The following is a 23,714-nucleotide window of genomic DNA, read 5'->3' on the forward strand; positions in this document are numbered from 1 at the left end:
TTACCAGGCTTGCCTTCGTAGCCAGCTGTGAAAATGGATACTAAAAACGTAATGATGACGCCCATCATAATGACCGTTCTCATCTAAGCTCCCCCTTATCCCTTTGTTTCTATCGCTGCCTGTTTCATATGATGTGAAGTTCGCCTTGAAAAGCAGGAGAAGAAGATCATTTTTCTCCTGTTTTTCCTTTATTATGAAGGGTCTTGCGGATGGTTGTCAATTCAGTTTGCCAATTCGTCATTTTGAAGAACGAAAGCATGTAATAGGACGCCTCCGCATAGATTGTAAAACAGTATCTGATTACTTGCTTCAATCTTGAAAGAGGAGGTTCATATGGATATTTTAAAGAAAATCGAACAGCACAGAGAAGAAGAGCAGCGTCTCAAATGGGAAGGCACATTCAGCGATTATTTAGACATTATAAAGGAAAATCCACTTGTCGCTCAATCTGCTCATTCTCGCGTTTATCATATGATTAAAGACAGCGGGATTGAAGAGGAGAATGGGGTCAGAACGTACAAATTTTTTGATCAGGAGCTTTTTGGGTTAGAGGAATCATTGGAAAGATTAGTGGAGGAATATTTTCACCCTGCTGCCAAGCGGCTCGATGTGAGGAAGCGTATTTTGTTATTGATGGGACCAGTAAGCGGGGGGAAATCTACGCTTGTTACTAGGCTGAAAAGAGGACTAGAAGAATATTCACTGACAGATCATGGCGCAGTCTATGCGATCAAAGGCTGCCCGATGCATGAAGACCCGCTTCATCTTATTCCGCAAAATCTGCGGGAGGATTTCTATAGAGAATATGGCATTCGTGTGCAGGGGAATTTGTCTCCTCTGAATATGATGAGACTCGAAGAGGAATATGGCGGCCGAATTGAGGATGTAAGGGTTGAGCGGATCTTTTTCTCAGAGGATAAACGGACCGGTATTGGTACCTTTAGTCCATCTGATCCGAAATCTCAGGACATTGCTGATTTAACAGGAAGCATCGATTTTTCAACCATTGCTGAATTTGGATCAGAGTCAGATCCCCGTGCCTACCGCTTTGATGGAGAACTCAATAAAGCAAACCGAGGGATGATGGAGTTTCAGGAGATGTTAAAGTGTGATGAGAAGTTTCTATGGCACCTTCTGTCATTAACGCAGGAAGGAAATTTTAAAGCAGGTCGTTTTGCCTTGATTAGTGCAGATGAATTGATCGTCGCTCATACGAATGAAACCGAGTACCGGTCGTTTATTTCAAATAAAAAGAACGAGGCCTTGCATTCAAGAATTATTGTGATGCCGATTCCTTATAACTTGAAGGTGACAGAGGAAGAACGCATTTATCATAAAATGATTTCAGAAAGTGATGTCGCAGGTGTGCATATTGCCCCGCATACGCTGAAGGTGGCAGCGATGTTCTCCATTTTGACAAGACTCAAAGAGCCGAAGCGTTCTGATATTGATTTGGTGAAAAAAATGCGTCTGTATGACGGAGAGAGTGTCGAAGGCTTCCAATCTGCTGATATTGATGAGATGAAAAAGGAATTTCATGATGAAGGGATGAGCGGGATTGACCCGCGGTATGTGATTAACCGAATTTCCTCCACTATTATTCGAAAGAATATGGAATCGATCAATGCACTGGATGTCCTTCGTTCCTTAAAAGAAGGACTCGATCAGCATCCGTCTATCTCAAGCGAGGACCGGGAGCGTTATTTGAATTTTATTTCTGTTGCGCGAAAAGAGTACGACGATATTGCGAAGAAGGAAGTTCAAAAGGCATTTGTGTATTCCTATGAGGAGTCTGCGAAAACGCTGATGGATAATTACTTAGATAATGTCGAGGCGTACTGTAATAAAAACAAGCTGCGTGATCCGTTAACAGGTGAAGAAATGAATCCTGATGAAAAGCTCATGCGTTCCATTGAGGAACAGATCGGTATTTCTGAAAACGCCAAAAAGGCATTCAGAGAAGAAATATTGATTCGTATTTCGGCTTATGCGAGAAAGGGCAAACGCTTTGATTATAATTCTCATGAGAGATTGCGAGAGGCGATTCAGAAGAAGCTGTTTGCTGATCTAAAAGATGTGGTGAAAATCACGACGTCAACGAAGACACCGGATGAACAGCAGCTGAAGAAGGTCAATGAAGTAGTGGCTAGATTGATTGATGAACATGGCTATAATTCAACAAGTGCAAATGAACTTTTAAAATATGTAGGCAGTCTTCTGAATCGTTAATAAATGAAGGAGGCATTATTGGCGCACCTGCACCGGTAATGTCTTTTTTAGAAATGATCGTCAACTTGGGTGACGAGCAGCATAGGATAAAGGAATCGGTGGTTAGAAGAATTGTGCAAACAGGTGAGGAGGGGGATGGATGTCCCGGCAAGAAAAAAGTCAGTTTATTGTATCTCAGGAAGACTGGTCCCTCCATCGAAAAGGCTATGACGACCAGCAGCGTCATCAGAAAAAAGTCAAAGAAGCGATTAAAAACAATTTGCCGGATCTTGTCACAGAAGAAAGCATCATCATGTCTAATGGAAAAGATGTTGTCAAAATTCCGATTCGTTCGTTAGATGAATATAAAATTCGGTATAACTACGACAAAAATAAGCATGTGGGTCAAGGCGATGGAGACAGCGAGGTAGGCGATGTTGTTGCGCGCGATGGATCAGACAGTAAGCAAGGGCAAGGAAAGGGGCAGGGTGCTGGAGATCAGGCTGGTGAGGATTATTACGAAGCTGAGGTCTCATTAATGGATCTTGAGGAAGCGCTATTTCGGGAATTAGAGCTGCCAAACCTTAAACAAAAGGAGCTTGACGACATCATTGTCGAGCAAATTGAGTTTAACGATATTCGCAAAACCGGGTTAACAGGCAATATCCATAAAAAACGAACGATGCTGTCGGCATTTAAACGAAATGCGATGACAGGCAGTCCTTCCTTTTATCCAATCTACCCAGAGGATATCAAATATAAGACGTGGAATGAAGTGACCAAACCAGAGTCGAAAGCCGTCGTTTTGGCGATGATGGATACGAGCGGAAGTATGGGGCTTTGGGAAAAATATATGGCGAGAAGTTTTTTCTTTTGGATGACACGTTTCTTACGGACAAAGTATGAGACGGTCGATATTGAATTTATTGCCCATCATACGGAGGCGAAGGTTGTAGACGAAGAGCATTTCTTCTCGCGGGGCGAGAGCGGGGGGACGATTTGCTCTTCTGTCTATCGAAAGGCACTAGAGCTCATAGACGAACGTTATCCGCCGTCGCGATATAATATTTATCCTTTTCATTTTTCTGATGGAGACAATTTGACCTCAGACAATGCACGGTGCGTGAAGCTTGTTTCTGAAATTATGAAAAAAGCCAACTTATTCTGCTATGGTGAAGTGAATCAATACAATCGGCATTCTACATTAATGTCAGCATATAAGCATATACAGGATGAGAAATTTAAGCATTATATTTTGAAACAAAAATCAGACGTGTTTCTCGCACTAAAAAAATTTTTTCAGCAGGAAGAAGTTCTTTCGTAAATAGCACATTTGAAAAAACCTTTCAGCATAAGGGCTGAAGGGTTTTTTGTAATGAGAAGGAAGGGATCACCAGAAAAAAAGTAAAACTTTCTCTTTGACATTTCAATTTTCATTTATTAATATTTAATCTTGTTAAATATAAGTTTTTCAAAAAAGATGCCGATCGTCTTTTCTTCTTTTTATACTTCTTGCTCATGAGTGAACAATAAGTATAAATGGGCTGCACACCATTTTTCAGGCGAGAAGATGAAGGAGAAATGACAGTTCTATGAGCTTGTTTCATATTCTGTCAGATGATGGGCATTCTAAGTTTGCTAAAGCAGATGACACTATATTTTTATACATGAAAGGAGAAACAAAACATGAACAGAGGGCGTTTATTGCTAACGAACATTATTGGACTTATTGTGATTCTTGCCATTATTGCCGGAGGTGCTTATTACTACTACGAAAGCACAAACTTTGTCAAAACTGACGAGGCGAAAGTGACAGGTGACATGTATCAAATTACAGCACCAGCAGCTGGACAAATCAAAGGCTGGGATATCAATGAAGGTGACGAAGTGCAAAAAGACAGCACAGTTGCAAAAGTTGAAGGAGAAACAAAAACAAACATTAAATCAGTGGCTGATGGCACATTAGTCAAAAAAGAAGTACAAAACAATCAACAAGTGCAGCCTGGTACAGTTCTTGGTGAAACCATTGATTTAAGCAAGCTTTACATCACAGCGAATATCAAAGAAACAGATATTAAAAGCATTGAAAAAGGCGACAAAGTTGACATCGTCGTAGATGGTGATCCTGATACAACATTTGAAGGAACAGTTGAACAAATTGGTTATGCGACAAACTCAACATTCAATATGCTACCAGCAACAAATTCAAGTGGTAACTATACAAAAGTCACACAAAAAGTAGCAGTGAAAATCTCAATTAAAAATCCATCAGACAAAGTACTTCCTGGTATGAATGCTTCTGTCAAAATTTCATCTTAATGATGATTGATATCAAAAAATGAAAGGAGGTTGTCTGAGATGGCAAATCAACCTGCAGCAACAAAACAGGGAGCAGGCTCCTTGTCTTTACTGATCATTTTAATGGCCGGCTTGTTCGTAGCGATTTTGAACCAAACGCTTCTGAACGTAGCCATGCCCCATTTAATGACTGAATTTAATGTGAGTGCAACGACGATTCAGTGGCTTACAACAGGTTATATGCTTGTCAACGGTGTGCTGATTCCGTTGTCTGCGTTTTTAATCACACGCTTTGGACAGCGCAGCTTATTCCTAGTCGCCATGATCTCATTTACACTAGGGACCTTTATTTGCGGGATTGCGCCGAACTTTTCGACGATGCTCATCGGCCGTTTGATTCAGGCAGTCGGCGGCGGTATCCTGCAGCCGCTCGTGATGACAACAATCCTTTTTATTTTCCCTCCAGAAAACAGAGGGAAAGGAATGGGGATTTTCGGTCTTGCGATGATGTTTGCTCCTGCGGTAGGACCAACGTTATCTGGTTACATTATTGAACATTATTCTTGGCGTATTATGTTTTATGGACTTGTTCCAATTGGAGCGATTGTCATTATCGCGGCTTTCTTTATGTTTAGAAATATTGTAGAGCCTAAAAAAATCAAGCTGGACGGCCTTGGTGCGATTCTTTCCATCGTTGGTTTTGCTTCGCTTCTATACGGAGTGAGTGAAGCGGGAAGTGATGGCTGGACAGATCCGATCGTCTTATCGACGATTATTGTTGGTGCGATTGCGATCATTCTCTTTATTTTCCAACAGCTGAAAGCTGATAATCCGATGCTTGATTTCCGTGTGTTTAAATACAGCATTTTCTCATTATCAAGTGTCATTAATATTATTATTACAGTTGCCTTATACACTGGGATGTTCTTACTTCCGATTTATCTGCAGAACCTCGTTGGGTTTACGGCATTGCAATCCGGGCTATTAATGCTTCCAGGGGCACTTGCGATGCTGATTATGTCCCCGATTTCAGGGATTTTGTTTGATAAATTTGGACCTCGTCCGCTTGCGATTGTGGGGATGCTCATTACCGTTGTCACCACATTCGAGTTTACAAGGCTGACCATTGATACATCATATAGTCACATTGTGCTCATGTATGCAGTTCGTGCATTCGGTATGTCACTCTTGATGATGCCGGTGATGACAGCTGGGATGAACCAATTACCACAGCACTTAAACAGCCATGGTACAGCGATGTCTAATACATTAAGACAAATAAGCGGTTCGATCGGTACGAGTTTGATCACAACGATTTATACGAATCGGACAACATTCCATTATTCCAATATGGCGGATCAAACAAATACAGCGGATCCATTCTTTATGAATTCATTCCAGGCGGCTGTGTCGAATGTGATGCATCATATGGGCATGACAGCTGAAGCTGCTCAAAAATATGTATCCACTCAGCTCTTTACGAAAGCACAGGTCGATTCAAACGTGATGGGCATCAATGATGCTTACATGTGGGTGACGTTATTCTGTGCCGCTGGTGTCATTCTCAGCTTGTTCCTGCGTGATGTACGTAAGGATAAAAAGCGAAAAGATCAGCAGCATAAAAAACAAGAAATGACACTGCTTCCAGCACCTAAGGAAGCAAACCAAGATGCAAGATAAGTGTGGAGGGACCGTACATGAAAATTTATGTCGTATACGATAGTGAAGGTGACCATACAAAAGCACTGGCAGAAGCAATTGCAGCAGGCGCAGGTGAAACAGAGCACGCTGAAGTATTCGTCGATCATGTGAAAGATGCGGATATTCGCAAGCTGGATCAAATGGATGCGATCATTTGGGGCTGCCCTGGTCACTTTGGTACCATTAGTTCTGGGTTAAAGACATGGATTGACCGTCTTGGCTATCTATGGGCAGAGGGAAAACTGATCGATAAAGTCGGTGCCGTTTTCTGTACAACTGCTACAACGCACGGCGGTTTAGAAATGACGATGCATAATTTAATTACACCAATGTTCCATCAAGGGATGCTTGTCGTTGGCCTTCCTGGAAATGTGCCAGAGAATGCTTTATACGGCTCTTACTATGGAGCAGGTGTGACATGTCCGATTGATTCTGATGAAGTGATTTCTACAGAAGGCATTGAACTCGGAAAAGCATTAGGAAGACGTGTAGCATCAGTCACTGCGTCATTTAAGCGATAAGGAGAGGGTTCTTTTGGCGACGATTATTGTAGCGTTAATAGCTGCTGTTCTAGTCATTATCGGATTAGTAGCGTTCAATGTCAGACACGCTTCGGTCGAGAAGAAAGAGATCAACGAAGATGTGCCCAATCAGCCTGACGTGCCGCGCAGCGAGTCAGAAGTTGCGGCGAGACCTGTAGAGCCTGAAGAAGAAGAGGAAGCGTCAAAGCCTTCTCAAACGGATGAACGAGTGTCTGGCGATGATTTCTATAGACAGGCGCTTCAAAAGTTTAAGCAGCCAGAACCACCTGTCAAAGAAGAAGAACCAGAGACAAAAATGAATGATGATATGTATCGTTCTGCTTTACAGAAGCTAAAGCAGAAGGACAAATAAAAAAGAGAACCTCTCGTCAGGTTCTCTTTTTTTGGCACAAAAAAACCGCCGGCAGAAGCCGTGCGGTTTTCCTTCACTCTATAAAGTGCTAAAGAGCAGATGCTCTTAAATTACGCTTTGTTAACGTTAGCAGCTTGTGGTCCACGGTTACCTTCAACGATTTCGAAAGAAACTGCTTGACCTTCTTCTAAAGTTTTGAAGCCTTCGCCTTGGATAGCAGAGAAGTGAACGAATACATCGTCTTGACCTTCTACTTCGATGAATCCGAAACCTTTTTCAGAGTTGAACCATTTTACTTTACCTTCTAACATGAAATTTCCTCCTAAAGCGATCTTAACGCTTAAATTCACTATTCTTGCTCTTACACAAACTTCAAAGACGAAAACTCTTTCAAAACTTTCTTCTTAAAGATGATACGAACAAAAATAATTACCTTTACTTTACCAGTGTTTGCGGGAAAAAACAACTGTTATACGAAAACTTTTTTAAAAATAATTAACGCTAACAAATTGAGGAAATAGCCTATGTTCATTGGCCTCTTTTTCTCTCTGAGAAGCTCACTTGATTTCGGCCAGACTGCTTTGCTTTATAGAGCTCCTGATCAGCCATAATCGGTAATTGTTTGATGTCTGCACTTGTTCTGGGGTAATACGCACACCCAAGTGATACAGTGATATGAATGGACATGCCATTTTGTAAATAAATCGGCTGATCTGCTATTTTTCTCCGTAAGCGTTCTGCAATCTGCCATGTTTTTTCAATTGTACAATTTGGTAGAAGGACAGCAAATTCCTCACCGCCGATCCGGCCAATATAATCAGAGCTTCTTGTGTTTTTTATCAGCCTTTTTCCGATTTCTTTTAAGACGATATCTCCCTCATGATGTCCATATTGGTCATTGATGGATTTGAAGTAATCGATGTCTAAGTAAATAAGGGACATTTGATGGATAGGCTGCTTCAATTTCATAGTAAAAGCATCACTTAATACTTCATCGAACTTCCGTTTGTTTAAAACACCTGTTAAAAAGTCATAATGAGCTTGGAATTTATACAGGTTTAAAAGCTGATATGCTTTTGTTTGATGCTCAATGACATAAAAGTTAAACAACCCAGCAATATATGAGAAAATCCAATAGGCGGAATGGAATTCAATGGAGGTCTCATGTGCAATGATAATAAATAAAGTAGTTGCAATCACATTGCTGATCGTAATGGACAGAAGCATTTTGACAACATGATTCATATGGCGTTCAGTAATTAAAAAAGAGGCTGTAGCGATAATCATCATGGAAAAAATATTGGTGAAGGAAGCGACGTTGGCTTCGATTAATAATCGACCAATGATGACAACACAGGCTGCAATCATTGTTTGGGCGATGCCTCCATAAAAGGCCGTTAAAATAAGGGGAATATGTCTTAAATCAATGATAGCTGGTCCTGCTTTAATAGAGAAGAACATTAAGAGGACACCGAGTAATCCAGAAAGAATGCCTTTGCATAGCTGTCTGAGCAAGGTATCTTCTTTCTTCAGAAAATTCTCTTTAAACACAAGCATAAATAAATAATGGAAAGTGACAAGAATTGTTAAATTAATAAATAGGTCTTTTAGCAAATAGAATCACCTTTTTAAAATTACTAAAATTTGTTGCAAAAGAAAAGGGGAAAATGGATAATTAATAAAAATTCCACTTATGAGGGGATCGAAACACATGCGAGGAAAACGCTTCCCAGATGAAACGGACTGGCTTTCTTTTTTTGAAACGGAGCCTGATGAAAGGTTCGAGAGAGGTATGCCTATTGAATATCAAAACCTGACATTTCGATTTGAGAATCAAGACGAGCGCTTCGTCGTCACGATGTACCTTGGAAGTCAAGAATTTACGTTAAAGGCTGTTCGTAAAAAAGATTCATCCGTTTTAGGAATATATGATTTTAAAACCGTGCAGCATATAGAGATAAAAAAAGACCAGAAATATGAGAAAGAGCTCTTAATCATAGTAAAAGCTTATGGCGATTTTATCACAACAGTTGAAATCACCTTTTTACCTTTCTTCTCTGTGATGGTTAAAGAACATTTTTCAGGAGAATAAACAGGAGCCTCTATTCATAAAGGCTCCTGTTTTCTTATTTGTGCTCGATGTCATTGATCACTTGCTGGATTGATTCATCATCCATCACATTCATGACACTTTCATCAATATGGAGAGACTGTGCATAAGACTCTCTTGGCTGATGGTTTCTTGATGTCGATTGGTGCTGATTCGTATGATTTGGCTGTACAGCAGTGAATGCCTGCTTCATCATTTGTCCGATTTCCGCAGTTCCTTTTGATTCTTTCTGTGCATGTGACTCGTGACGAGACGAGTCATGGTGCTGATGACTTTTTCCTTTCATCATTGAAGACATATTCATTTGCGTCATGCTTTTCAGTCTTCTTCGTAAAACCGGGGAAAATAATGCAATGATGGCTGTAGATGCTGCGATCATTGCGCCAGTGCTCATGCCTTTTCTTTTTTTAAACAAACGAATCCCTCCATTTGATCGTGATGATACTTCTTCATCATGTTTAGGATGACCAAACAAAGCTGAATTATGAATTCATTTCTGAAAGAGAGGATGTATGCATAAAAAGTCGGCTGGATGAAAAACCTAAGATCAAAAGGAGGGATTAATTGATGAATAAGAAATGGATGCTATCTTTACTACTCGTTCCAGCATTGATCACCACTGGATGTGGCATGAATAACCAAGGCGATGAGCGAAGAGGAACAATGAAACGACAGTATGAAAATGTCACACATAAGAATGACAACATGAGGCAGGATCAGCCAGATGTTCAAACACCTCAGAAGGTCAAAGTGGCAGATAAGGCGTCAGAGCTTGTAGCCAACATGTCTGAAGTGAAAACAGCGAACGTACTTGTCACAGGGAAAAATGCATTTGTAGCCGTTATGCTTGAAGGCGATAAAAGCGGAAATGTGACGGACGATCTGAAAAAGAAAATTTCAGACAAAGTCAAATCAACGGATCAACAAATCGACAATGTGTATGTATCTGCTAATCCAGACTTTGTCGATCGTATGGAAGGATACGGAAAACGTATTAGAAGCGGAGAGCCAATTTCAGGATTTTTCGATGAATTTACTGAATCGGTTCGGCGTGTCTTCCCTGAATCAAAATAGCTACGACAAAAGCCGTATGTCATATGCGGCTTTTTTGTTTGGAACCGCACCTTGCGCACCTGACTGCATAAAGTAAAAAATATATCACCTCTTGTTAATCTTTGTTTCTTCATAGAAAAAGAAAGAGGCTGCAGGATGAATTCAGGTGGGGAGCAAATGAAAGCCAAGCCGTCATTGATTCATAAAAAGCTTGTAGGCGGAATGATAGCAGCAGGTCTGATTTTTTATGCTTTCACCGCGTACTTGATTTATGTTGCGTTTCAGCTGACAGGACAATATTTAGAGCAGCAGTCTTCTCCTAAAACCATTTTAACGGAGGGACTCAATAAGCAAGTCTATGAACATATTAGAATATACTATGCAGAGGAAGAGGACGCTTTTGTTGATCTGACAATCGAGGCCATGGATCAGGCAAAGAAGAGGACAGCGTCAGTCTTTCAATTTGAAACTGACAAACCTTTAGACATTATTTATTTTGATGATAAAGAGACAATCGAGCAATTTGCCGGAATCAAGCATATTACGGGTTTTTACTCCGATCATGATCAAATGATAGGGTTATATCCAGATAAACGGGAAGCATTATTGAAGAAAGAGACACTGCCTTTATACTTTTTCAACACGTTATTTATTCATGAGTATGCTCACTATGTTTTCTATGAAAAAGCTCATTCTTACGAAGTGTCTCCAGTGATCTTTCCCCTTTGGTTCCATGAAGGAACAGCAGAATGGACGGCCTATGACGTGTTAAATGCCACGTCTGAACGGTTCGACGTCATTCCCTTTCAATCTCTTCATTCCGATCAAGACTGGCAGGACGCCCGGATGACGTATGAGACAGATGTCTATTTGCAAAGCTACTATATGATCTATGAGCTGGTGCAGCTTTGCGGACGAGATATCATACATGAGATCATGCAGGAAACGGCGAAAACAGGTCACTTTGCTAAAGGCTTTGAACAGGCGACAGGGCAGCGGCTCACAGATTTTGAAGATCAGTTTAACAAGATGTATCAAAGAAAAAACGGCTGACCAAAGAAAAAGGTCAGCCGTTTTTTTAATGAAGCGGCTTTTGCTGATTGGCTTTGCTTGGCGGCATTTGAACGTGCCCCTGAAGCGGCGCGAAAGCTGACGTCATGGCTGTCATGTCTTGTCTTGAAAGCTGCGGGACTTGATAGTAGCCATGTTTGTTTTGATACAAGAAAATTTCATACGCCATTTCGATAAAGTTTGGAATTTGCGCAGCAAGCACACGTCTAACAACAGGATTTGTTACTTCTAATGCTGACATTGAAAGTAACCCAGCGTGTGATTTGACTAGGCTGAGCATATGTCCAGTGATGCCCAAATCTTTTACATCCTGTAATGACTGATTCGGCTTCTTCGGCTGAGAAGGCTTGATCCCGTACGTCACTTGTGTGTGTTCTTTCATCATATAAGTAGCGGTTTCTTCACTAGGCTTTTGTCCAGTAGAAAAACAATCTACAGTGACATTGTACTGAGATAAAACGAATTGGTATTGTCGATCCAAGATGTCGGATAATGCAGGATCCTGAATAAACTGCCGCAGGATCATATACTGATCCAAAATATTAATCGTGCCGGCTAAAATTTCATGTAAATCGAATAACTCATGTCCGCCATGATTGAGCTCAGGCTGGGGAGCGCTTCCTTGAAACATTGGTTGCTGATCGTTTTGCATTGAGATTCCTCCTTCTGTTTATACATTCTGTTTTAATGTGAGGATGTTTTCCTTCTTTCATGCAAAAAACATTATTTACAATTAGAGGGTTTTCTTCCTTTTTGTCGAAAAAAAGTATCAGACGAATGAACATGGGGGTACCAGATGCAGGACAAAATCATTAATCGTTTGATAGAAGACGAACATGTGCAGGCACCAGTGATTGGCATCGGTGTTTCGCCGTTTGAACAGCATCATCTTGAGGCTTTTTTTCAATCATTTCCTCATGAATTAAATGCCTCTTTTATTGTTGTGCAAAATCATGTGACGGGCGATTGTATAACTGATTTGGAAGCACTTGTTTTACCGATTGGCTACCGGGCAAAAACGATTAAACATGGTGAGAAAGTCATGAAGAAGACGATTTATTTTTGTCCACAGCATGCGGTTGTGACGTTAACAGAAGATCAGCGGCTGCACCTATCAGAGCAGCTGCCTCCGTGCATGGCTTGCTCTGTGGACTTGCTTTTTCAGTCTCTTGCCAGCGTTCAAAAGGAAGAGGCTTTTGCGATTTTCTTTCAAAAAGGTCATTGTGTGGGAAGTGGCTTGCTTCAGTTGGTTGAGCAAGGCGGTACAGCTTTATCGTGCAGTGAGGTAGAAAGTGGTTTTGACACCTTGTATCAACAAACATTTAAAGACCCTTCAACCCTTGCGGCATATATCGCCAATATCATCAACGTCCCGCATCTCGATGAGGCAGATCCTGTTTTACTGAGAATTATTGAACGTCTTGAAATGTATAAAGGCATTGCTTTTTCAACCTATCAAAAGAAAAGGCTGCTATCTGTCATTCAAAAACGAATGAGGATTGCAAAAAAACGGATTTCATTATTAGCAGAGTACGACTGCTTATTAGAAAGAGAACCAGATGAGCTTGATCGCCTGCACGAACAGCTTCTAAGCGGCATGACGTCTTTTTTTAGAGATATGGAGGCTTTTCGTGTATGTGAACATCAGGTCATTCCGTCGATCATTGAAAATGCGGTGAAAAACGGGAAATCCCGATGCCGTATTTGGATTGCGGGGTGTTCGACAGGAGAGGAAGCCTATTCTTTTACGATCTTATTTTTAGAAGAAATGAAGCGGAGACAAGTGACCATCGAACTTCAAGTATTTGCAACAGATATCAACCGGAAAGCCATTCAAGCAGCTAGTAAAGGTCTTTACTCAGTAGAGTCTATGGCAAGAATGCCAGAAAAATGGCGGGCGCGATATTTCGAAAGAAAAGGTGACGCTTTTATTGTGAAGCAGTCGCTTAGAAAACATATTGTCTTTGCACCTCACAATTTATTGATCGATTCACCTTTTATCCACCTCGATTTTATCAGTTGCCGAAATGTTCTGATGTACTTCCAGCCTGAAGTGCAAAAACGAGTATTGTCCCGATTCCAATATGCTTTAAAAGATCAAGGGATGTTGATATTAGGGCCAAATGAAACTGTACCCAATATCCCTCGTTTGTTTCATTTGTTCAATGAAAAATGGAACATTTACACCCATTCAAACGTTTCTAAACCACATGTCCCTTGGGCACCAGACGCTCGTGAGATCGAGTTGAAAGCGCGAGCCGCACAATATATGCAAGAAGTAAGCAAGGATTATGATGCATGTATGGTCATCAACGATTGTGACAAAATCCTGGCAGTATCAAATGGTGCGTATTCTTTTTTAGACCATACAGAAGTGTCAGATCAATCATGTGAATATGTGATACCTGATTATATGAAAGAGATGTTGAGTCAAACCTTTCAAAAGGTGTGGACAGACGAGACAGAGGTTGTGTTTCAACATGTTCTCATTTCGGAAAAAGGCAGCAAGCAGTATGCAGATTTTACCGTGAAAAGTTTTGACCGCCGTTTTAAGGGAGTTTACGTCATTCTCATTCGAATGAATGAGAGAGGAAAAAATCAAAAGAACGGCAGGGACATAGGGATGTCAGATCAGAATTCAGTCTATCAGCAGCGTATTGTCGATTTAGAAAATGAACTCAATGAAGTCAAACAAAAGGAGCAGGAGGCAAGGGCTCAATTAAAAGCGAAACACACGCAATTAGAGGAGTTTGAGAAAAAACACGAGCATTTTATTAATATCATAAACAACTTAAGGGTGACAAGAGAAGAACTGTATAGACCCTCTGTCAAGCCGGAGCTTGCGACGTTGTTTGTGGACAGGGACATGAATATTCGCTATTACACTCCTACAGCTGCCTCTTTATTTACTTCTGCGAAAATCAGACATCAGCAATCCTTTCAGTCGATGGCTAAAAAACTTACGCAGGAAACGCTCTATCATGATATCCAATCCGTCATATCGGATAGGCGCGCGATCGAACGTGAAATTGAAACGAACGAAGGAGAGCAATTCACCGTTCACATCACACCTATCTTCGATCAAGAGCATGAAGGAGCGGTGATGACTTGGATTAAAATGACCGAAGTAACAAAAATCAAGCAGTCGCTTCATCTAGCGGTGACGGCGCTTGATAACAGCCATATTCATATTGTTGTTGCAACGGAGGAAGGGGTTATCCAGTGCGTGAATCAGCGTTTCTGTCAGTTTGTCCAGCAGCATGAATATGATCTGATCGGCAAAGATATTTTTTCTGTCTACGATTCGCTATGTCAATGTGATGATTTAGAGAAGCAATGGAAGGTTTGTTTAAGAGAGGGCAGCTGGACAGGTGAGCTGTACTTTCAAGATTTATCTGGACGTGAACGGTGGGAGAGAGTCTCCTTACACCGAATCGATGATCCTGACAAAATGCAGTCAACCGTGATGCGGATTTCAGAGGATATCACCAATCAAAAGCAGTCAGAGAAAATGCTGATGAAATCAGAGATGCTGTCGGCAGTAGGGCAGCTTGCAGCAGGCATCGCTCATGAGATACGGAACCCGCTGACATCATTAAAAGGATTTTTACAGCTGATGATTCAAAGTAAGAAGTATCAGAAAGATTATGCAGATGTGATGATGTCAGAGTTTAATCGACTCGAGTCGATTATTAATGAATTCCTCGTTCTTTCTAGAAGCAAATCGGTGAAATTTGAACCGGTACACGTCAATCTTCTGCTCGAAGAAGTGATCATGGTCGTTGAATCCCAGGCGGTCTTAAAAGGCGTGTCCATTCAGAAAAATCTGTCTCCGTCGCTTCCTAACATTCAAGGCATTCCCAATGAACTGAAACAAGTCTTCCTGAACATCCTTAAAAACGGAATTGAAGCAATGGATGGTGTGACAGGTGTCATCAAGGTGACCTCTCTCATGAAAGATCATCAAATGATGTTGATATTTGAAGACCAAGGAAAGGGAATACCAGAGGACGAAATAGGGAAACTCGGTGAACCTTTTTATACAACAAAAGAAAAGGGGACAGGCCTTGGTTTAATGATGACCATTAAAATCATTGAAAGCCATGGCGGCACTATTCGTTTTGAAAGTAAAAGCTTTGAGGGGACACGAGTAATTATTACCTTTCCGATGAGTTAAAAAGACAAGTTTTACATGAAATCCATTCAACATCAATATTTACTTTGTACACTATGAGTAATGAAGCACAAAGGGGAGAGGTCTAATGAAACGAATGCTATCTATTCGAATGATTTGTTGTTTGGTTTTGGTGATCTTTAGTCTGCAATCCTTACTGCCTGGCATGATCACAGGAGGCGAGGTCAGTGCATCTGAAAAGAAGGAAATGGTATGGAAACAAAAAAAGATCGTGCAGATCAAAAAAGCCCGTCAGCTAATAGGAGAGACCGTCACGGTGAGCGGAATTGTGACAGCAGATCAATCCGCTGTAGGCAATGGGAAACTGTCCACATACATTCAAGACAAATCAGCTGGAATCAATATTTATTCAGCCCAGCCCAATAACTTCCCGGAACTAAAAGCAGGCATGAAAGTGACAGTGACTGGTAAGATCACGTCTTATAAAGGACTGATTGAAATAGTGCCAGATCAAGACCGCCTGAAGATAGATGCTGTGAATCAAACTTTGCCAAAGCCGAAGCGGGTATCTGTGAAGCAACTAGAAACGGATCAAGCAGGAAAACATGAAGGAAAGCTTGTGAAAGTCAAAGGCTATGTTGAGGCAAAACCAGATCAGCCGGCTGGCGGTGGATACAATGTAGTGATCATTGATAAAAAATATCACAGCACCATCCTGAGAGTGATGGTCGATACAAATGCTATTGATAAAATAAAAACAGGAAAATGGTACGAGTTTACAGGGGTGTTAAGCAGGTACGATACGCTGCAGGTGCTTCCAAGACATAAGAAGGATATCAAACTGCTCAAACGCCAGCCAAAGCCGCCAAAGATCAAGAAAGAATACAAAGCAACAGTTGACCGTGTGGTGGATGGAGATACAATTCATTTAAAGAAGCCTGTTCTAGGTACAACAAAGGTGCGTTTTGTGAATATGGACACGCCGGAAACGTATCATCAGCCCAAAAATGAATTAGACCAAAACCAATTGCGTTTTGGACAGCAAGCGACTGACTATTTAAAAACACTTCTTTCGAGCGGTGACCAAGTCACATTAAAGATTGGTCCTGAAGCGAAGGACAGCTATGGACGTCTTTTAGCTCAAGTGAAAACCATAAAAGGGCTAAATACAAATTTAGAGCTTGTGAAAAAAGGATATGCCCCTACTTATTTCATCTGGCCAGTTGGAGATGAAAAGGACTATCATACGTTTCAAAAAGCAGTAAAAGAAGCAAAAGAAAAAGGACTGGGCATATGGAACGAAGCGGACCCTCTACTGGAACAGCCGTTTGAATTTAGAGCACGTGAACAGAAAAAAGGACTGACGCGCTATGTTGGCGACTCAGCTGTGAAAACCTACGTGTCCCCTGACAAATGGAAAGAAATCGATGTGGATAAACGGATCTTTTTTGCTTCCAAAGAAGAAGCAGAGCAGGCTGGTTATCAGCCGGCAAAGGATACGAGTGAAATACCATTAACGATTTTAAGTATGAATGATTTACACGGTAAAATTGATCAAGAATACGAGCTGGATCTAAAAGGTGATGGCAGTAAAGGCATGTACGGACGAATGGATTATGTCGCTGCCTATATGAAGCAAAAACAAGCAGCACACAAAAATACGATTACGGTCCATGCTGGAGATATGATTGGCGGGAGCTCTCCTATATCTTCTCTTCTGCAAGATGAACCAACCGTTGAGCTCATGGAGAACATTGGCTTTGATGTGGGCACGGTCGGCAACCATGAATTCGATGAAGGGGTCGACGAGCTATTGCGTATCTTAAATGGCGGAGATCATCCTAAAGGAACAAAGGAGTATGACGGACAGAACTTTCCGCTCGTTTGTGCAAACTGTGAATACAAGGATACAGGCAAACCGCTTTTACCGGCTTATGAAATCATCAATGTCGAAGGAATCCCTGTCGCATTTATCGGTGTTGTGACCAAGTCAGCCGCAGGAATGGTCATGCCAGAAGGGATTAAAGACATTCAGTTTACAGATGAAGTCAAAGCCGTGAATGAAGCTGCGAAGGAACTAAAACAAAAAGGGATTAAAGCCATTGCGGTCTTAGCTCATATGACAGCCTCTCAAAATGGCGATACGATCACTGGAGAGAGTGCGGAGCTTGCCAAAGAAGGTGATGATGAAATTGACGTCATCTTTGCAGGGCATAATCACGAAGTGGTCAATGGAGAGGTCAATGGGAAATTAATTGTTCAAGCCTTTGAATATGGGAAGGCGATTGGCGAAGTCAATGTGACACTTGACCGCAAAACGAAGGATATCGTCAAAAAGAGTGCAAATATCCAGTATGTAGACCAATCTGGTATAGAAAAAGACAAGGAAGCAGCCGGCATTTTGGCTCATTACGGGAAAGAAGTGGAGCCGATTATTAGTGAGGTTGTTGGAGAAGCTGGGGTCAAAATGGAAGGTGGCTATTCAAATGATGGGGATACGCCGCTCGGTAATTTGATTGCGGATGGTATGAGATATTCAATGAAAAGTGACTTTGCCATGATGAATGGAGGCGGCATTAGGCAAAACCTTGAAAAAGGACCGATTACGTGGGGAGACCTCTTTAATATTCAGCCATTCGGCAACGTTTTAGTCAAACTGGAGATCAAGGGGAAAGACTTGGTTGAGATCATAGAAGCTCAAATCTCTCCACAATTTGGACCAGATTATAGTATTTCAGGCTTTTCATATTCCTATGATCCGGTAACATATAAAATAGTCGACTTGAAGCTGCCGGATGGTTCAGCCGTAGCTTTCGATCAAACGTATACGCTCACTGTGAATAACTTCATGGCAACTGCAACTGGCAGTAAATATGCACCAATAGGCAGGCTTGGGAAAAACCCTGAAACAGGCCCAGAAGACTTAGAAGCCACTGTCGATTTTGTCAAAAGCTTTGAGGGATCTTCCATTGTGTACCAAAAAGAGGAGCGAATTCAAAAAGCAAAACAAGAAGAAAAAGCAGCAAGCTAAAGAGCGTATCATCTAAGAGAAATGTAACAGGCAAAGGAGTTTAGGCATGAAAAAGTGGCTTGCACTGACTGTGATGACAGCCGGGATTGTTCTGCTCGGCTGGGGAATTTGGCAAATCGCCTCTACTCATCTTCAAACAGCCCAATCATTAGACGAAGCGAAGAAGGCCGTGGCGGACGATCAAAGAATGTCCAAGAAGCAGTTTGCTCCAGAGGTGGGGAAAGCCTCTGGCATCCTGACGATTCCAAAATTGAAAGCAGACCTTCCCATTGTTGAAGGGACGGATGCGGATGACCTTGCAAAGGGAGTAGGACACTACAAAGGCAGCTATTATCCTGATCAGAATGGACAAATCGTCCTATCTGGACACCGTGATACGGTGTTTCGCCGGACAGGTGAACTGGATATTGGAGATCAGCTGAAAATCACTGTGCCTTATGGTGAGTTTGTGTATGAAATCACGCATACGAAAATTGTCGATCAGCATGATACATCCATCATTACTTTGCAGAATGAAAAGGAAGAGCTTGTCCTAACCACATGCTATCCTTTTCATTTCGTCGGCAATGCGCCAGAGCGGTACATTATTTATGCAAAAAGAGCGTCTGAATAAAGAAAAAGAGCCTGCTGATCTTATGCAGGCTCTTTATTTTAATGGATGATTTTCTTCATGAGCTGGGCCATATCAGGTGGAAGTGGTGCTTCTATGATCAGATGCTCACCTGTAAAAGGGTGTTTCATATCTACTTGCTTGGCGTGAAGAGCACACCTGTTGATGTAATCACGAACTCCGTCATATAAAGTATCCCCCGCTAGTGGATGCCCGAGACTGCTAAGGTGGACACGAATTTGATGTGTTCTACCTGTCTCTAATTGCAGTTTAACGGCTGTCATTTGCAGACGTTTATTCATGTCCATGACCTGAAAATGAGTCACGGCTTTTTGTCCAGCAGGGGAGATTCTTCGTCTGACTGCATGGTGTTTGTCGCGACCGATCGCTGCATCGATGGTGCCTTTCTTTTTTTTGAAAAGCCCCTCTGCGATGGCGATGTATGTGCGGCTGATTGTTTTTTTAGAAAGCATTTGATCAAGAGCCGCATGGGCTAATCTATGCTTTGCAAAAATGACGGTGCCGCTTGTGTCTTGATCAAGCCTGTGGATATGTCTCACCCTCTTTTCTTCTCCATTTGCTTGAAAATGGAAGGCCACAAGGTTAGCCAGTGTGCCTGTTTGTCCTTTTTCATTCGGATGAGTTGGCCGTCCGGCAGGTTTTTGCACAATTAATAAATGCTCGTCCTCAAAGAGAACCTCTAATTCACCGTATTCAGGTGTCACATCACTTTCTTCTGTTTCAAATAAATCAATCATGATCTGGTCGCCTTTACTGACTTTAGCCGCGTGATGGGCAGGCTTTTGATTTAAACGAACTTTTTGATACTCCATCCAAAAATGGATAATCGGTTTTGATGCAGATACGGCTGTTTTTAAAAAATGACTGAGTGAAGTGTTATGGTGCTGCTCGTCTACTTTAAGTGAGAGCGTGTGTCCTTTTATGATCATGATATCCGTTCCTCTCTTTGGGTATATATAGGAAACACTTACCTTGGCGAACGCCTTTTTTTCTGTGCTATTCTGAATGGAGAAATAACGACAGAGAGGTAGATGTCACATGAGATTAATGAAAGCTGCTACAGACCTGCAAGAGCAGGCAATTGAAGAAATATCAAAGGATGTTGAAGATCTTCTTTCTCATGCTGTCAATGGAAAGCAGCAGGATATGCGTCAAAAAGACCGACCCCTTACCTTTATTGATGGAGTATATAACGGGACGATGGATGATGCTTTTCGTATTTTATCGGGTCTTCAGCTATTACATACCATAATTGTAAAACCGAAACGTCATATCACCAAACGGGATCGTGAGCTATTCGAGCGAAACCGTGAGCAGGTCAATGCCTGCGGCTTTTCTTTTCCGTTTGATCTAGACGATTTTGTCAGCCGTCACCTTCAAAATGCGTAAAAGATGGTGTGAACTTCCTTGTTAACTTACAAGGTCCTCGCACATACTATTTTTAAGGGAACGGAGAAACCTTTAAGATCTGTAATACCAAACCCGCTCTTTTTCAACATTGCCTATTTCTCCACGAATCGGAGCGCTTGGATCTCTTACAGAATGAACCGAACAAGGTAGGAGCCTGACAAAACGGTGCAGGCTCCTTTTATACATAATCATTTTAGCAGACATTCATCTTTGAAAGTCAATTTTATTCACGATATGATAGCAAGGAGTATATCTTTAAGACTTTCGTAAAAAAGGAGTGGCCTCGTTGGTAAAGGCGATTATATTTGATTTTGACGGATTAATTTTAGATACAGAAACACATGAGTATGAGGTTTTACAAGAAATGTTTGCAGAGCATGAGTCAGAGCTGCCTCTTTCCGTATGGGGCAATGTCATTGGGACGCAGGCAGGCTTTAAGCCATTTGAATATTTGGAAAAGCAGCTAGGGAAGACGCTGGATCATGAGACACTCACAGCAGATCGGCGTTCTCGTTTTCAAAAAAGAATGAAGGACGAATCAGCAAGACCTGGCGTAGAAGCTTATTTAGAAGCAGCAAAGGAGCTCGGGATCAAGATTGGACTTGCTTCCAGCTCAGACTATAAATGGGTGTCTGATCACCTGAAGCAGATTGGTCTTTTCGACTATTTTGAATGTATCCGCACGTCAGATGATGTGGAAGAAGTCAAACCAAATCCAGAGCTCTATTTGCAAACCGCACGCTGCTTAGGGGTAGAGCCAAAAGATTGCGTGGCATTTGAGGATTCTGTAAATGGATCAGTAGCTGCCAAACGGGCAGGTATGAAATGCGTCATCGTCCCAAACAAAGTGACGAGCACGCTGCAATTTGAAGAATATGATGTCAGATTAGAATCCATGGCTGAAATCGAATTGCTCCAGCTATTCCATCAGCTTGAAAAAGAGGATCAGTAAGGGGGCAAACACATCATGGCAGAAAAACTAGACTTAACGCGGTTTGAAAAAAGAATGGTGATCCGTAATATCCAGGAAGAGGATATTGACCGAATCATTGCCTTGCAAGAGGTATGCTTTCCAGGCATGGACCCTTGGAAACGAGAGCATCTTGAAAGCCACCTTGAGCATTTCCCAGAAGGACAGTTTTGCGCTGAATTCGAGGGAGAAATCATTGGCTCTTGTTCAAGTTTATTAATTAACTTTGATGAATACGATGATCGCCACACTTGGCAGGACATTACAGATGATGGGTACATCACAAACCATAATCCTGATGGGATGAATATGTACGGAATCGAAGTCATGGTGAGTCCTCAGTACCGCCGCATGAAAATTGGACATCGTTTGTATGAAGCAAGAAAAGACTTAGCAAGAAGATTAAATTTAAAAAGTATCATCATTGGCGGACGTATTCCGAATTATCATAAATACCAAGAGGAAATGACGCCTCGCCAGTATGTGGAGCAGGTGACGCTTCACCAAATCTATGATCCCGTTTTATCTTTTCAGCTGTTAAATGAATTTAGTCTCATGCGGATCAATCCGAATTACTTGCCGGACGATAAAGCATCCAGCACATATGCCACGTTAATGGAATGGAACAATGTCGATTATCGCCCGCAATCGAAAAGATATTATAAATCGGCGTTCCCCGTTCGAATTTGTGTGATTCAATATGCGATGAAACAAATTCATTCCTTTGAGGAATTTATGAATCAGGTGGAGTATTATGTGGATGTCGCATCAGATGCATCGGCTGACTTTGCCGTATTCCCAGAAATTTTCACGACACAGCTCATGTCTTATTTAGAAGAGCGTTCACCAAGTCTTGCCGTGCAGCGGATCACGGAATATACCGAGGACTACATTAATTTGTTCACAGACCTTTCTGTGAAATATAACATTAATATCATCGGCGGGTCCCACTTTGTAGAAGAGGAAGGAAAAATCTATAATATCGCCTATTTATTTAGACGTGATGGAACGATTGAAAAGCAATATAAGCTTCACATCACGCCGAATGAAAGAAAATGGTGGGGGATTTCAGCTGGTGACCAGGTCCGGGTATTTGATACGGACTGCGGCAAAATTGCGATCCAAATTTGCTACGATATTGAATTTCCTGAGCTTGCACGGATCGCAGCTGACAAAGGAGCGAAAATTATTTTCACTCCGTTCTGTACGGAAGACCGCCAAGGCTATTTAAGAGTACGTTACTGTGCACAGGCGAGAGCGGTTGAAAATCAGATTTATACCGTCATCTCGGGAACAGTTGGCAACCTTCCGCAAACCGAAAATATGGATGTTCAATATGCACAATCGGCTATATTTGCCCCATCAGACTTTGAATTTGCAAGAGATGGGATTGTAGGAGAATGTAATCCAAACATTGAGATGGTTGTCGTTGGTGATGTCGATTTAGAAATTTTAAGAAGACAAAGGCAAGATGGGACCGTACGTCAGCTGAAAGACCGAAGAAGAGACGTGTACCATATTGAATATAAGAAATAATGAGAGGAAGCGCCTATTGTTGAGGCGCTTCTTTTTGATGACATTTTACTAAGAGACAATGTGACGCCATGAGTGGTCGCTTTCGCTGCTAAAAAAGAGATAAGATTTTTTCGATTGATAAAGGGATGCTGGAGCAAAAGCAGAATATACTGAAAGGAGATTATGTGTTCAAAAAGGAGAGGAACATGGGGCGACAATCTAAACATCTGTATATTAATTTGCCGGTAAAGCATGTGAAGGAATCTATCGCTTTTTTTGAGCAGCTGGGTTTTGATTTTGAGCAGCAGTTCACGAATGATCAGGCGGCCTGTTTGGTCATTGATGACACGATCACCGTCATGCTGTTATCTCTTAGGCATTTTCAATCCATCTCTGAGAAACAATTAGTAGATGCAAAAAAGGCATCAGAGGTGATTATCTCTATGCGTGTCAATTCACGAGAAGAGGTCGATGAGCTTGTCGAGCAGGCAATGGCAGCAGGCGGTTCACCGTTTAAGGAAAAGCAGGATCATGAGTTCATGTATGGATGGAGCTTTCAGGATCTTGATGGTCATTTGTGGGAAGTGTTTTATATGGATGAGGAAAGAAGCGGCCTTTCATAAGGGTGCTTCTTTTTTATTGTTTATCAGTGGTATGATAATGAGGAAGCAGAAGGAAATTGGAATT

General features: G+C 41.6%; 21 protein-coding genes. 16 read left to right on the forward strand and 5 right to left on the reverse strand.

All coding sequences use genetic code 11. The annotated features are described in order from the left end of the window. Positions 1–333: 333 nt before the first annotated feature. The 6 genes from C6W21_RS00195 to C6W21_RS00220 all read left to right on the forward strand — a co-directional run bounded on the left by C6W21_RS00195 (position 334) and on the right by C6W21_RS00220 (position 7,101). Positions 334–2,229, forward strand: coding sequence for a PrkA family serine protein kinase (locus tag C6W21_RS00195; RefSeq protein WP_106048848.1), 1,896 nt, complete (start codon positions 334–336; stop codon positions 2,227–2,229). Between the two features lie 139 nt (positions 2,230–2,368). Then, positions 2,369–3,532 (forward strand): sporulation protein YhbH, encoded by a 1,164-nt coding sequence (gene yhbH / locus C6W21_RS00200; protein WP_024426618.1) that lies wholly within the window; start codon positions 2,369–2,371, stop codon positions 3,530–3,532. Between the two features lie 362 nt (positions 3,533–3,894). Continuing rightward, a complete protein-coding gene (locus C6W21_RS00205; protein ID WP_034663794.1) occupies positions 3,895–4,527 on the forward strand; it encodes a biotin/lipoyl-containing protein in 633 nt (210 codons plus the stop codon). Positions 4,528–4,566: 39 nt separating this feature from the next. Further along, positions 4,567–6,186, forward strand: a complete 1,620-nt coding sequence (locus tag C6W21_RS00210; protein ID WP_106048849.1) for a DHA2 family efflux MFS transporter permease subunit — start codon at positions 4,567–4,569, stop codon at positions 6,184–6,186. 17 nt (positions 6,187–6,203) lie between these two features. Then, the gene (locus C6W21_RS00215; RefSeq protein WP_044141622.1) at positions 6,204–6,728 is read left to right on the forward strand and encodes a flavodoxin family protein; all 525 of its coding nucleotides are present in this window, start codon (positions 6,204–6,206) and stop codon (positions 6,726–6,728) included. Between the two features lie 13 nt (positions 6,729–6,741). After that, on the forward strand, positions 6,742–7,101 hold the full coding sequence (locus C6W21_RS00220; protein ID WP_106048850.1) for a hypothetical protein: 360 nt from the start codon (positions 6,742–6,744) through the stop codon (positions 7,099–7,101). Positions 7,102–7,211: 110 nt separating this feature from the next. Here C6W21_RS00220 and cspB read toward each other — a convergent pair whose 3' ends face one another. After that, a complete protein-coding gene (gene cspB, locus C6W21_RS00225) occupies positions 7,212–7,412 on the reverse strand; it encodes a cold shock-like protein CspB (protein WP_003212277.1) in 201 nt (66 codons plus the stop codon). A 217-nt stretch (positions 7,413–7,629) separates the two neighbouring features. Beyond that, positions 7,630–8,715, reverse strand: coding sequence for a diguanylate cyclase (locus tag C6W21_RS00235; protein WP_106048851.1), 1,086 nt, complete (start codon positions 8,713–8,715; stop codon positions 7,630–7,632). 97 nt (positions 8,716–8,812) lie between these two features. Between C6W21_RS00235 and C6W21_RS00240 the strand changes: the two genes are divergently transcribed. After that, positions 8,813–9,193 (forward strand): hypothetical protein, encoded by a 381-nt coding sequence (locus C6W21_RS00240; RefSeq protein ID WP_106048852.1) that lies wholly within the window; start codon positions 8,813–8,815, stop codon positions 9,191–9,193. 34 nt (positions 9,194–9,227) lie between these two features. On the opposite strand, the gene C6W21_RS00245 is transcribed toward C6W21_RS00240, so the two are convergent. Further along, positions 9,228–9,626, reverse strand: coding sequence for a spore coat protein (locus C6W21_RS00245; RefSeq protein WP_106048853.1), 399 nt, complete (start codon positions 9,624–9,626; stop codon positions 9,228–9,230). A 152-nt stretch (positions 9,627–9,778) separates the two neighbouring features. Between C6W21_RS00245 and C6W21_RS00250 the strand changes: the two genes are divergently transcribed. Both C6W21_RS00250 and C6W21_RS00255 read left to right on the forward strand, forming a co-directional pair. Then, entirely contained in the window at positions 9,779–10,285 is a 507-nt protein-coding gene (locus tag C6W21_RS00250; RefSeq protein ID WP_106048854.1) for a YhcN/YlaJ family sporulation lipoprotein, read from the forward strand. A 156-nt stretch (positions 10,286–10,441) separates the two neighbouring features. Beyond that, the gene (locus C6W21_RS00255; RefSeq protein WP_106050178.1) at positions 10,442–11,317 is read left to right on the forward strand and encodes a hypothetical protein; all 876 of its coding nucleotides are present in this window, start codon (positions 10,442–10,444) and stop codon (positions 11,315–11,317) included. A 25-nt stretch (positions 11,318–11,342) separates the two neighbouring features. On the opposite strand, the gene C6W21_RS00260 is transcribed toward C6W21_RS00255, so the two are convergent. Beyond that, positions 11,343–11,987, reverse strand: a complete 645-nt coding sequence (locus tag C6W21_RS00260) for a spore coat protein (protein ID WP_106048855.1) — start codon at positions 11,985–11,987, stop codon at positions 11,343–11,345. Between the two features lie 144 nt (positions 11,988–12,131). Here C6W21_RS00260 and C6W21_RS00265 point away from each other — a divergent pair, with 144 nt between their 5' ends. The 3 genes from C6W21_RS00265 to C6W21_RS00275 all read left to right on the forward strand — a co-directional run bounded on the left by C6W21_RS00265 (position 12,132) and on the right by C6W21_RS00275 (position 19,114). Continuing rightward, positions 12,132–15,512 carry a CheR family methyltransferase gene (locus C6W21_RS00265; protein ID WP_106048856.1) on the forward strand — a complete coding sequence of 1,127 codons (3,381 nt, stop codon included), beginning with the start codon at positions 12,132–12,134 and terminating at the stop codon, positions 15,510–15,512. A gap of 85 nt (positions 15,513–15,597) precedes the next feature. Next, complete coding sequence (locus C6W21_RS00270; RefSeq protein WP_106048857.1) at positions 15,598–18,501, forward strand: 5'-nucleotidase C-terminal domain-containing protein; 2,904 nt, start codon at positions 15,598–15,600, stop codon at positions 18,499–18,501. A 46-nt stretch (positions 18,502–18,547) separates the two neighbouring features. Beyond that, positions 18,548–19,114, forward strand: a complete 567-nt coding sequence (locus C6W21_RS00275; RefSeq protein WP_106048858.1) for a class D sortase — start codon at positions 18,548–18,550, stop codon at positions 19,112–19,114. A gap of 38 nt (positions 19,115–19,152) precedes the next feature. Here the strand turns inward: C6W21_RS00275 and C6W21_RS00280 are convergent, their stop codons facing one another. Next, positions 19,153–20,061: an RluA family pseudouridine synthase gene (locus C6W21_RS00280; RefSeq protein ID WP_106048859.1), complete on the reverse strand. Its 909-nt coding sequence runs from the start codon at positions 20,059–20,061 to the stop codon at positions 19,153–19,155. A 109-nt stretch (positions 20,062–20,170) separates the two neighbouring features. Between C6W21_RS00280 and C6W21_RS00285 the strand changes: the two genes are divergently transcribed. The 4 genes from C6W21_RS00285 (at position 20,171) to C6W21_RS00300 (ending at position 23,650) form a co-directional block, all read left to right on the forward strand. Next, the gene (locus C6W21_RS00285; RefSeq protein ID WP_106048860.1) at positions 20,171–20,521 is read left to right on the forward strand and encodes a DUF5365 family protein; all 351 of its coding nucleotides are present in this window, start codon (positions 20,171–20,173) and stop codon (positions 20,519–20,521) included. 307 nt (positions 20,522–20,828) lie between these two features. Beyond that, positions 20,829–21,494, forward strand: coding sequence for an HAD family hydrolase (locus tag C6W21_RS00290; protein ID WP_106036598.1), 666 nt, complete (start codon positions 20,829–20,831; stop codon positions 21,492–21,494). A 15-nt stretch (positions 21,495–21,509) separates the two neighbouring features. Further along, positions 21,510–23,048 carry a bifunctional GNAT family N-acetyltransferase/carbon-nitrogen hydrolase family protein gene (locus C6W21_RS00295; protein ID WP_106048861.1) on the forward strand — a complete coding sequence of 513 codons (1,539 nt, stop codon included), beginning with the start codon at positions 21,510–21,512 and terminating at the stop codon, positions 23,046–23,048. A 185-nt stretch (positions 23,049–23,233) separates the two neighbouring features. Next, positions 23,234–23,650, forward strand: coding sequence for a VOC family protein (locus C6W21_RS00300; protein ID WP_106048862.1), 417 nt, complete (start codon positions 23,234–23,236; stop codon positions 23,648–23,650). Positions 23,651–23,714 lie beyond the last annotated feature (64 nt).

Origin of the sequence: Bacillus sp. NMCN1, assembly GCF_002998085.1 — a bacterium.
Taxonomy (GTDB): domain Bacteria; phylum Bacillota; class Bacilli; order Bacillales; family Bacillaceae; genus Bacillus.

What these genes read in the sequence shown, in the direction of transcription:
- C6W21_RS00195 (WP_106048848.1), top strand. Translation starts at nt 334, where the DNA reads ATGGATATTTTAAAGAAAATCGAACAGCACAGAGAAGAAGAGCAGCGT.
- yhbH (WP_024426618.1), top strand. Translation starts at nt 2,369, where the DNA reads ATGTCCCGGCAAGAAAAAAGTCAGTTTATTGTATCTCAGGAAGACTGG.
- C6W21_RS00205 (WP_034663794.1), top strand. Translation starts at nt 3,895, where the DNA reads ATGAACAGAGGGCGTTTATTGCTAACGAACATTATTGGACTTATTGTG.
- C6W21_RS00210 (WP_106048849.1), top strand. Translation starts at nt 4,567, where the DNA reads ATGGCAAATCAACCTGCAGCAACAAAACAGGGAGCAGGCTCCTTGTCT.
- C6W21_RS00215 (WP_044141622.1), top strand. Translation starts at nt 6,204, where the DNA reads ATGAAAATTTATGTCGTATACGATAGTGAAGGTGACCATACAAAAGCA.
- cspB (WP_003212277.1), bottom strand. Translation starts at nt 7,412, where the DNA reads ATGTTAGAAGGTAAAGTAAAATGGTTCAACTCTGAAAAAGGTTTCGGA.
- C6W21_RS00240 (WP_106048852.1), top strand. Translation starts at nt 8,813, where the DNA reads ATGCGAGGAAAACGCTTCCCAGATGAAACGGACTGGCTTTCTTTTTTT.
- C6W21_RS00250 (WP_106048854.1), top strand. Translation starts at nt 9,779, where the DNA reads ATGAATAAGAAATGGATGCTATCTTTACTACTCGTTCCAGCATTGATC.
- C6W21_RS00255 (WP_106050178.1), top strand. Translation starts at nt 10,442, where the DNA reads ATGAAAGCCAAGCCGTCATTGATTCATAAAAAGCTTGTAGGCGGAATG.
- C6W21_RS00260 (WP_106048855.1), bottom strand. Translation starts at nt 11,987, where the DNA reads ATGCAAAACGATCAGCAACCAATGTTTCAAGGAAGCGCTCCCCAGCCT.
- C6W21_RS00265 (WP_106048856.1), top strand. Translation starts at nt 12,132, where the DNA reads ATGCAGGACAAAATCATTAATCGTTTGATAGAAGACGAACATGTGCAG.
- C6W21_RS00270 (WP_106048857.1), top strand. Translation starts at nt 15,598, where the DNA reads ATGAAACGAATGCTATCTATTCGAATGATTTGTTGTTTGGTTTTGGTG.
- C6W21_RS00275 (WP_106048858.1), top strand. Translation starts at nt 18,548, where the DNA reads ATGAAAAAGTGGCTTGCACTGACTGTGATGACAGCCGGGATTGTTCTG.
- C6W21_RS00280 (WP_106048859.1), bottom strand. Translation starts at nt 20,061, where the DNA reads ATGATCATAAAAGGACACACGCTCTCACTTAAAGTAGACGAGCAGCAC.
- C6W21_RS00285 (WP_106048860.1), top strand. Translation starts at nt 20,171, where the DNA reads ATGAGATTAATGAAAGCTGCTACAGACCTGCAAGAGCAGGCAATTGAA.
- C6W21_RS00295 (WP_106048861.1), top strand. Translation starts at nt 21,510, where the DNA reads ATGGCAGAAAAACTAGACTTAACGCGGTTTGAAAAAAGAATGGTGATC.
- C6W21_RS00300 (WP_106048862.1), top strand. Translation starts at nt 23,234, where the DNA reads ATGGGGCGACAATCTAAACATCTGTATATTAATTTGCCGGTAAAGCAT.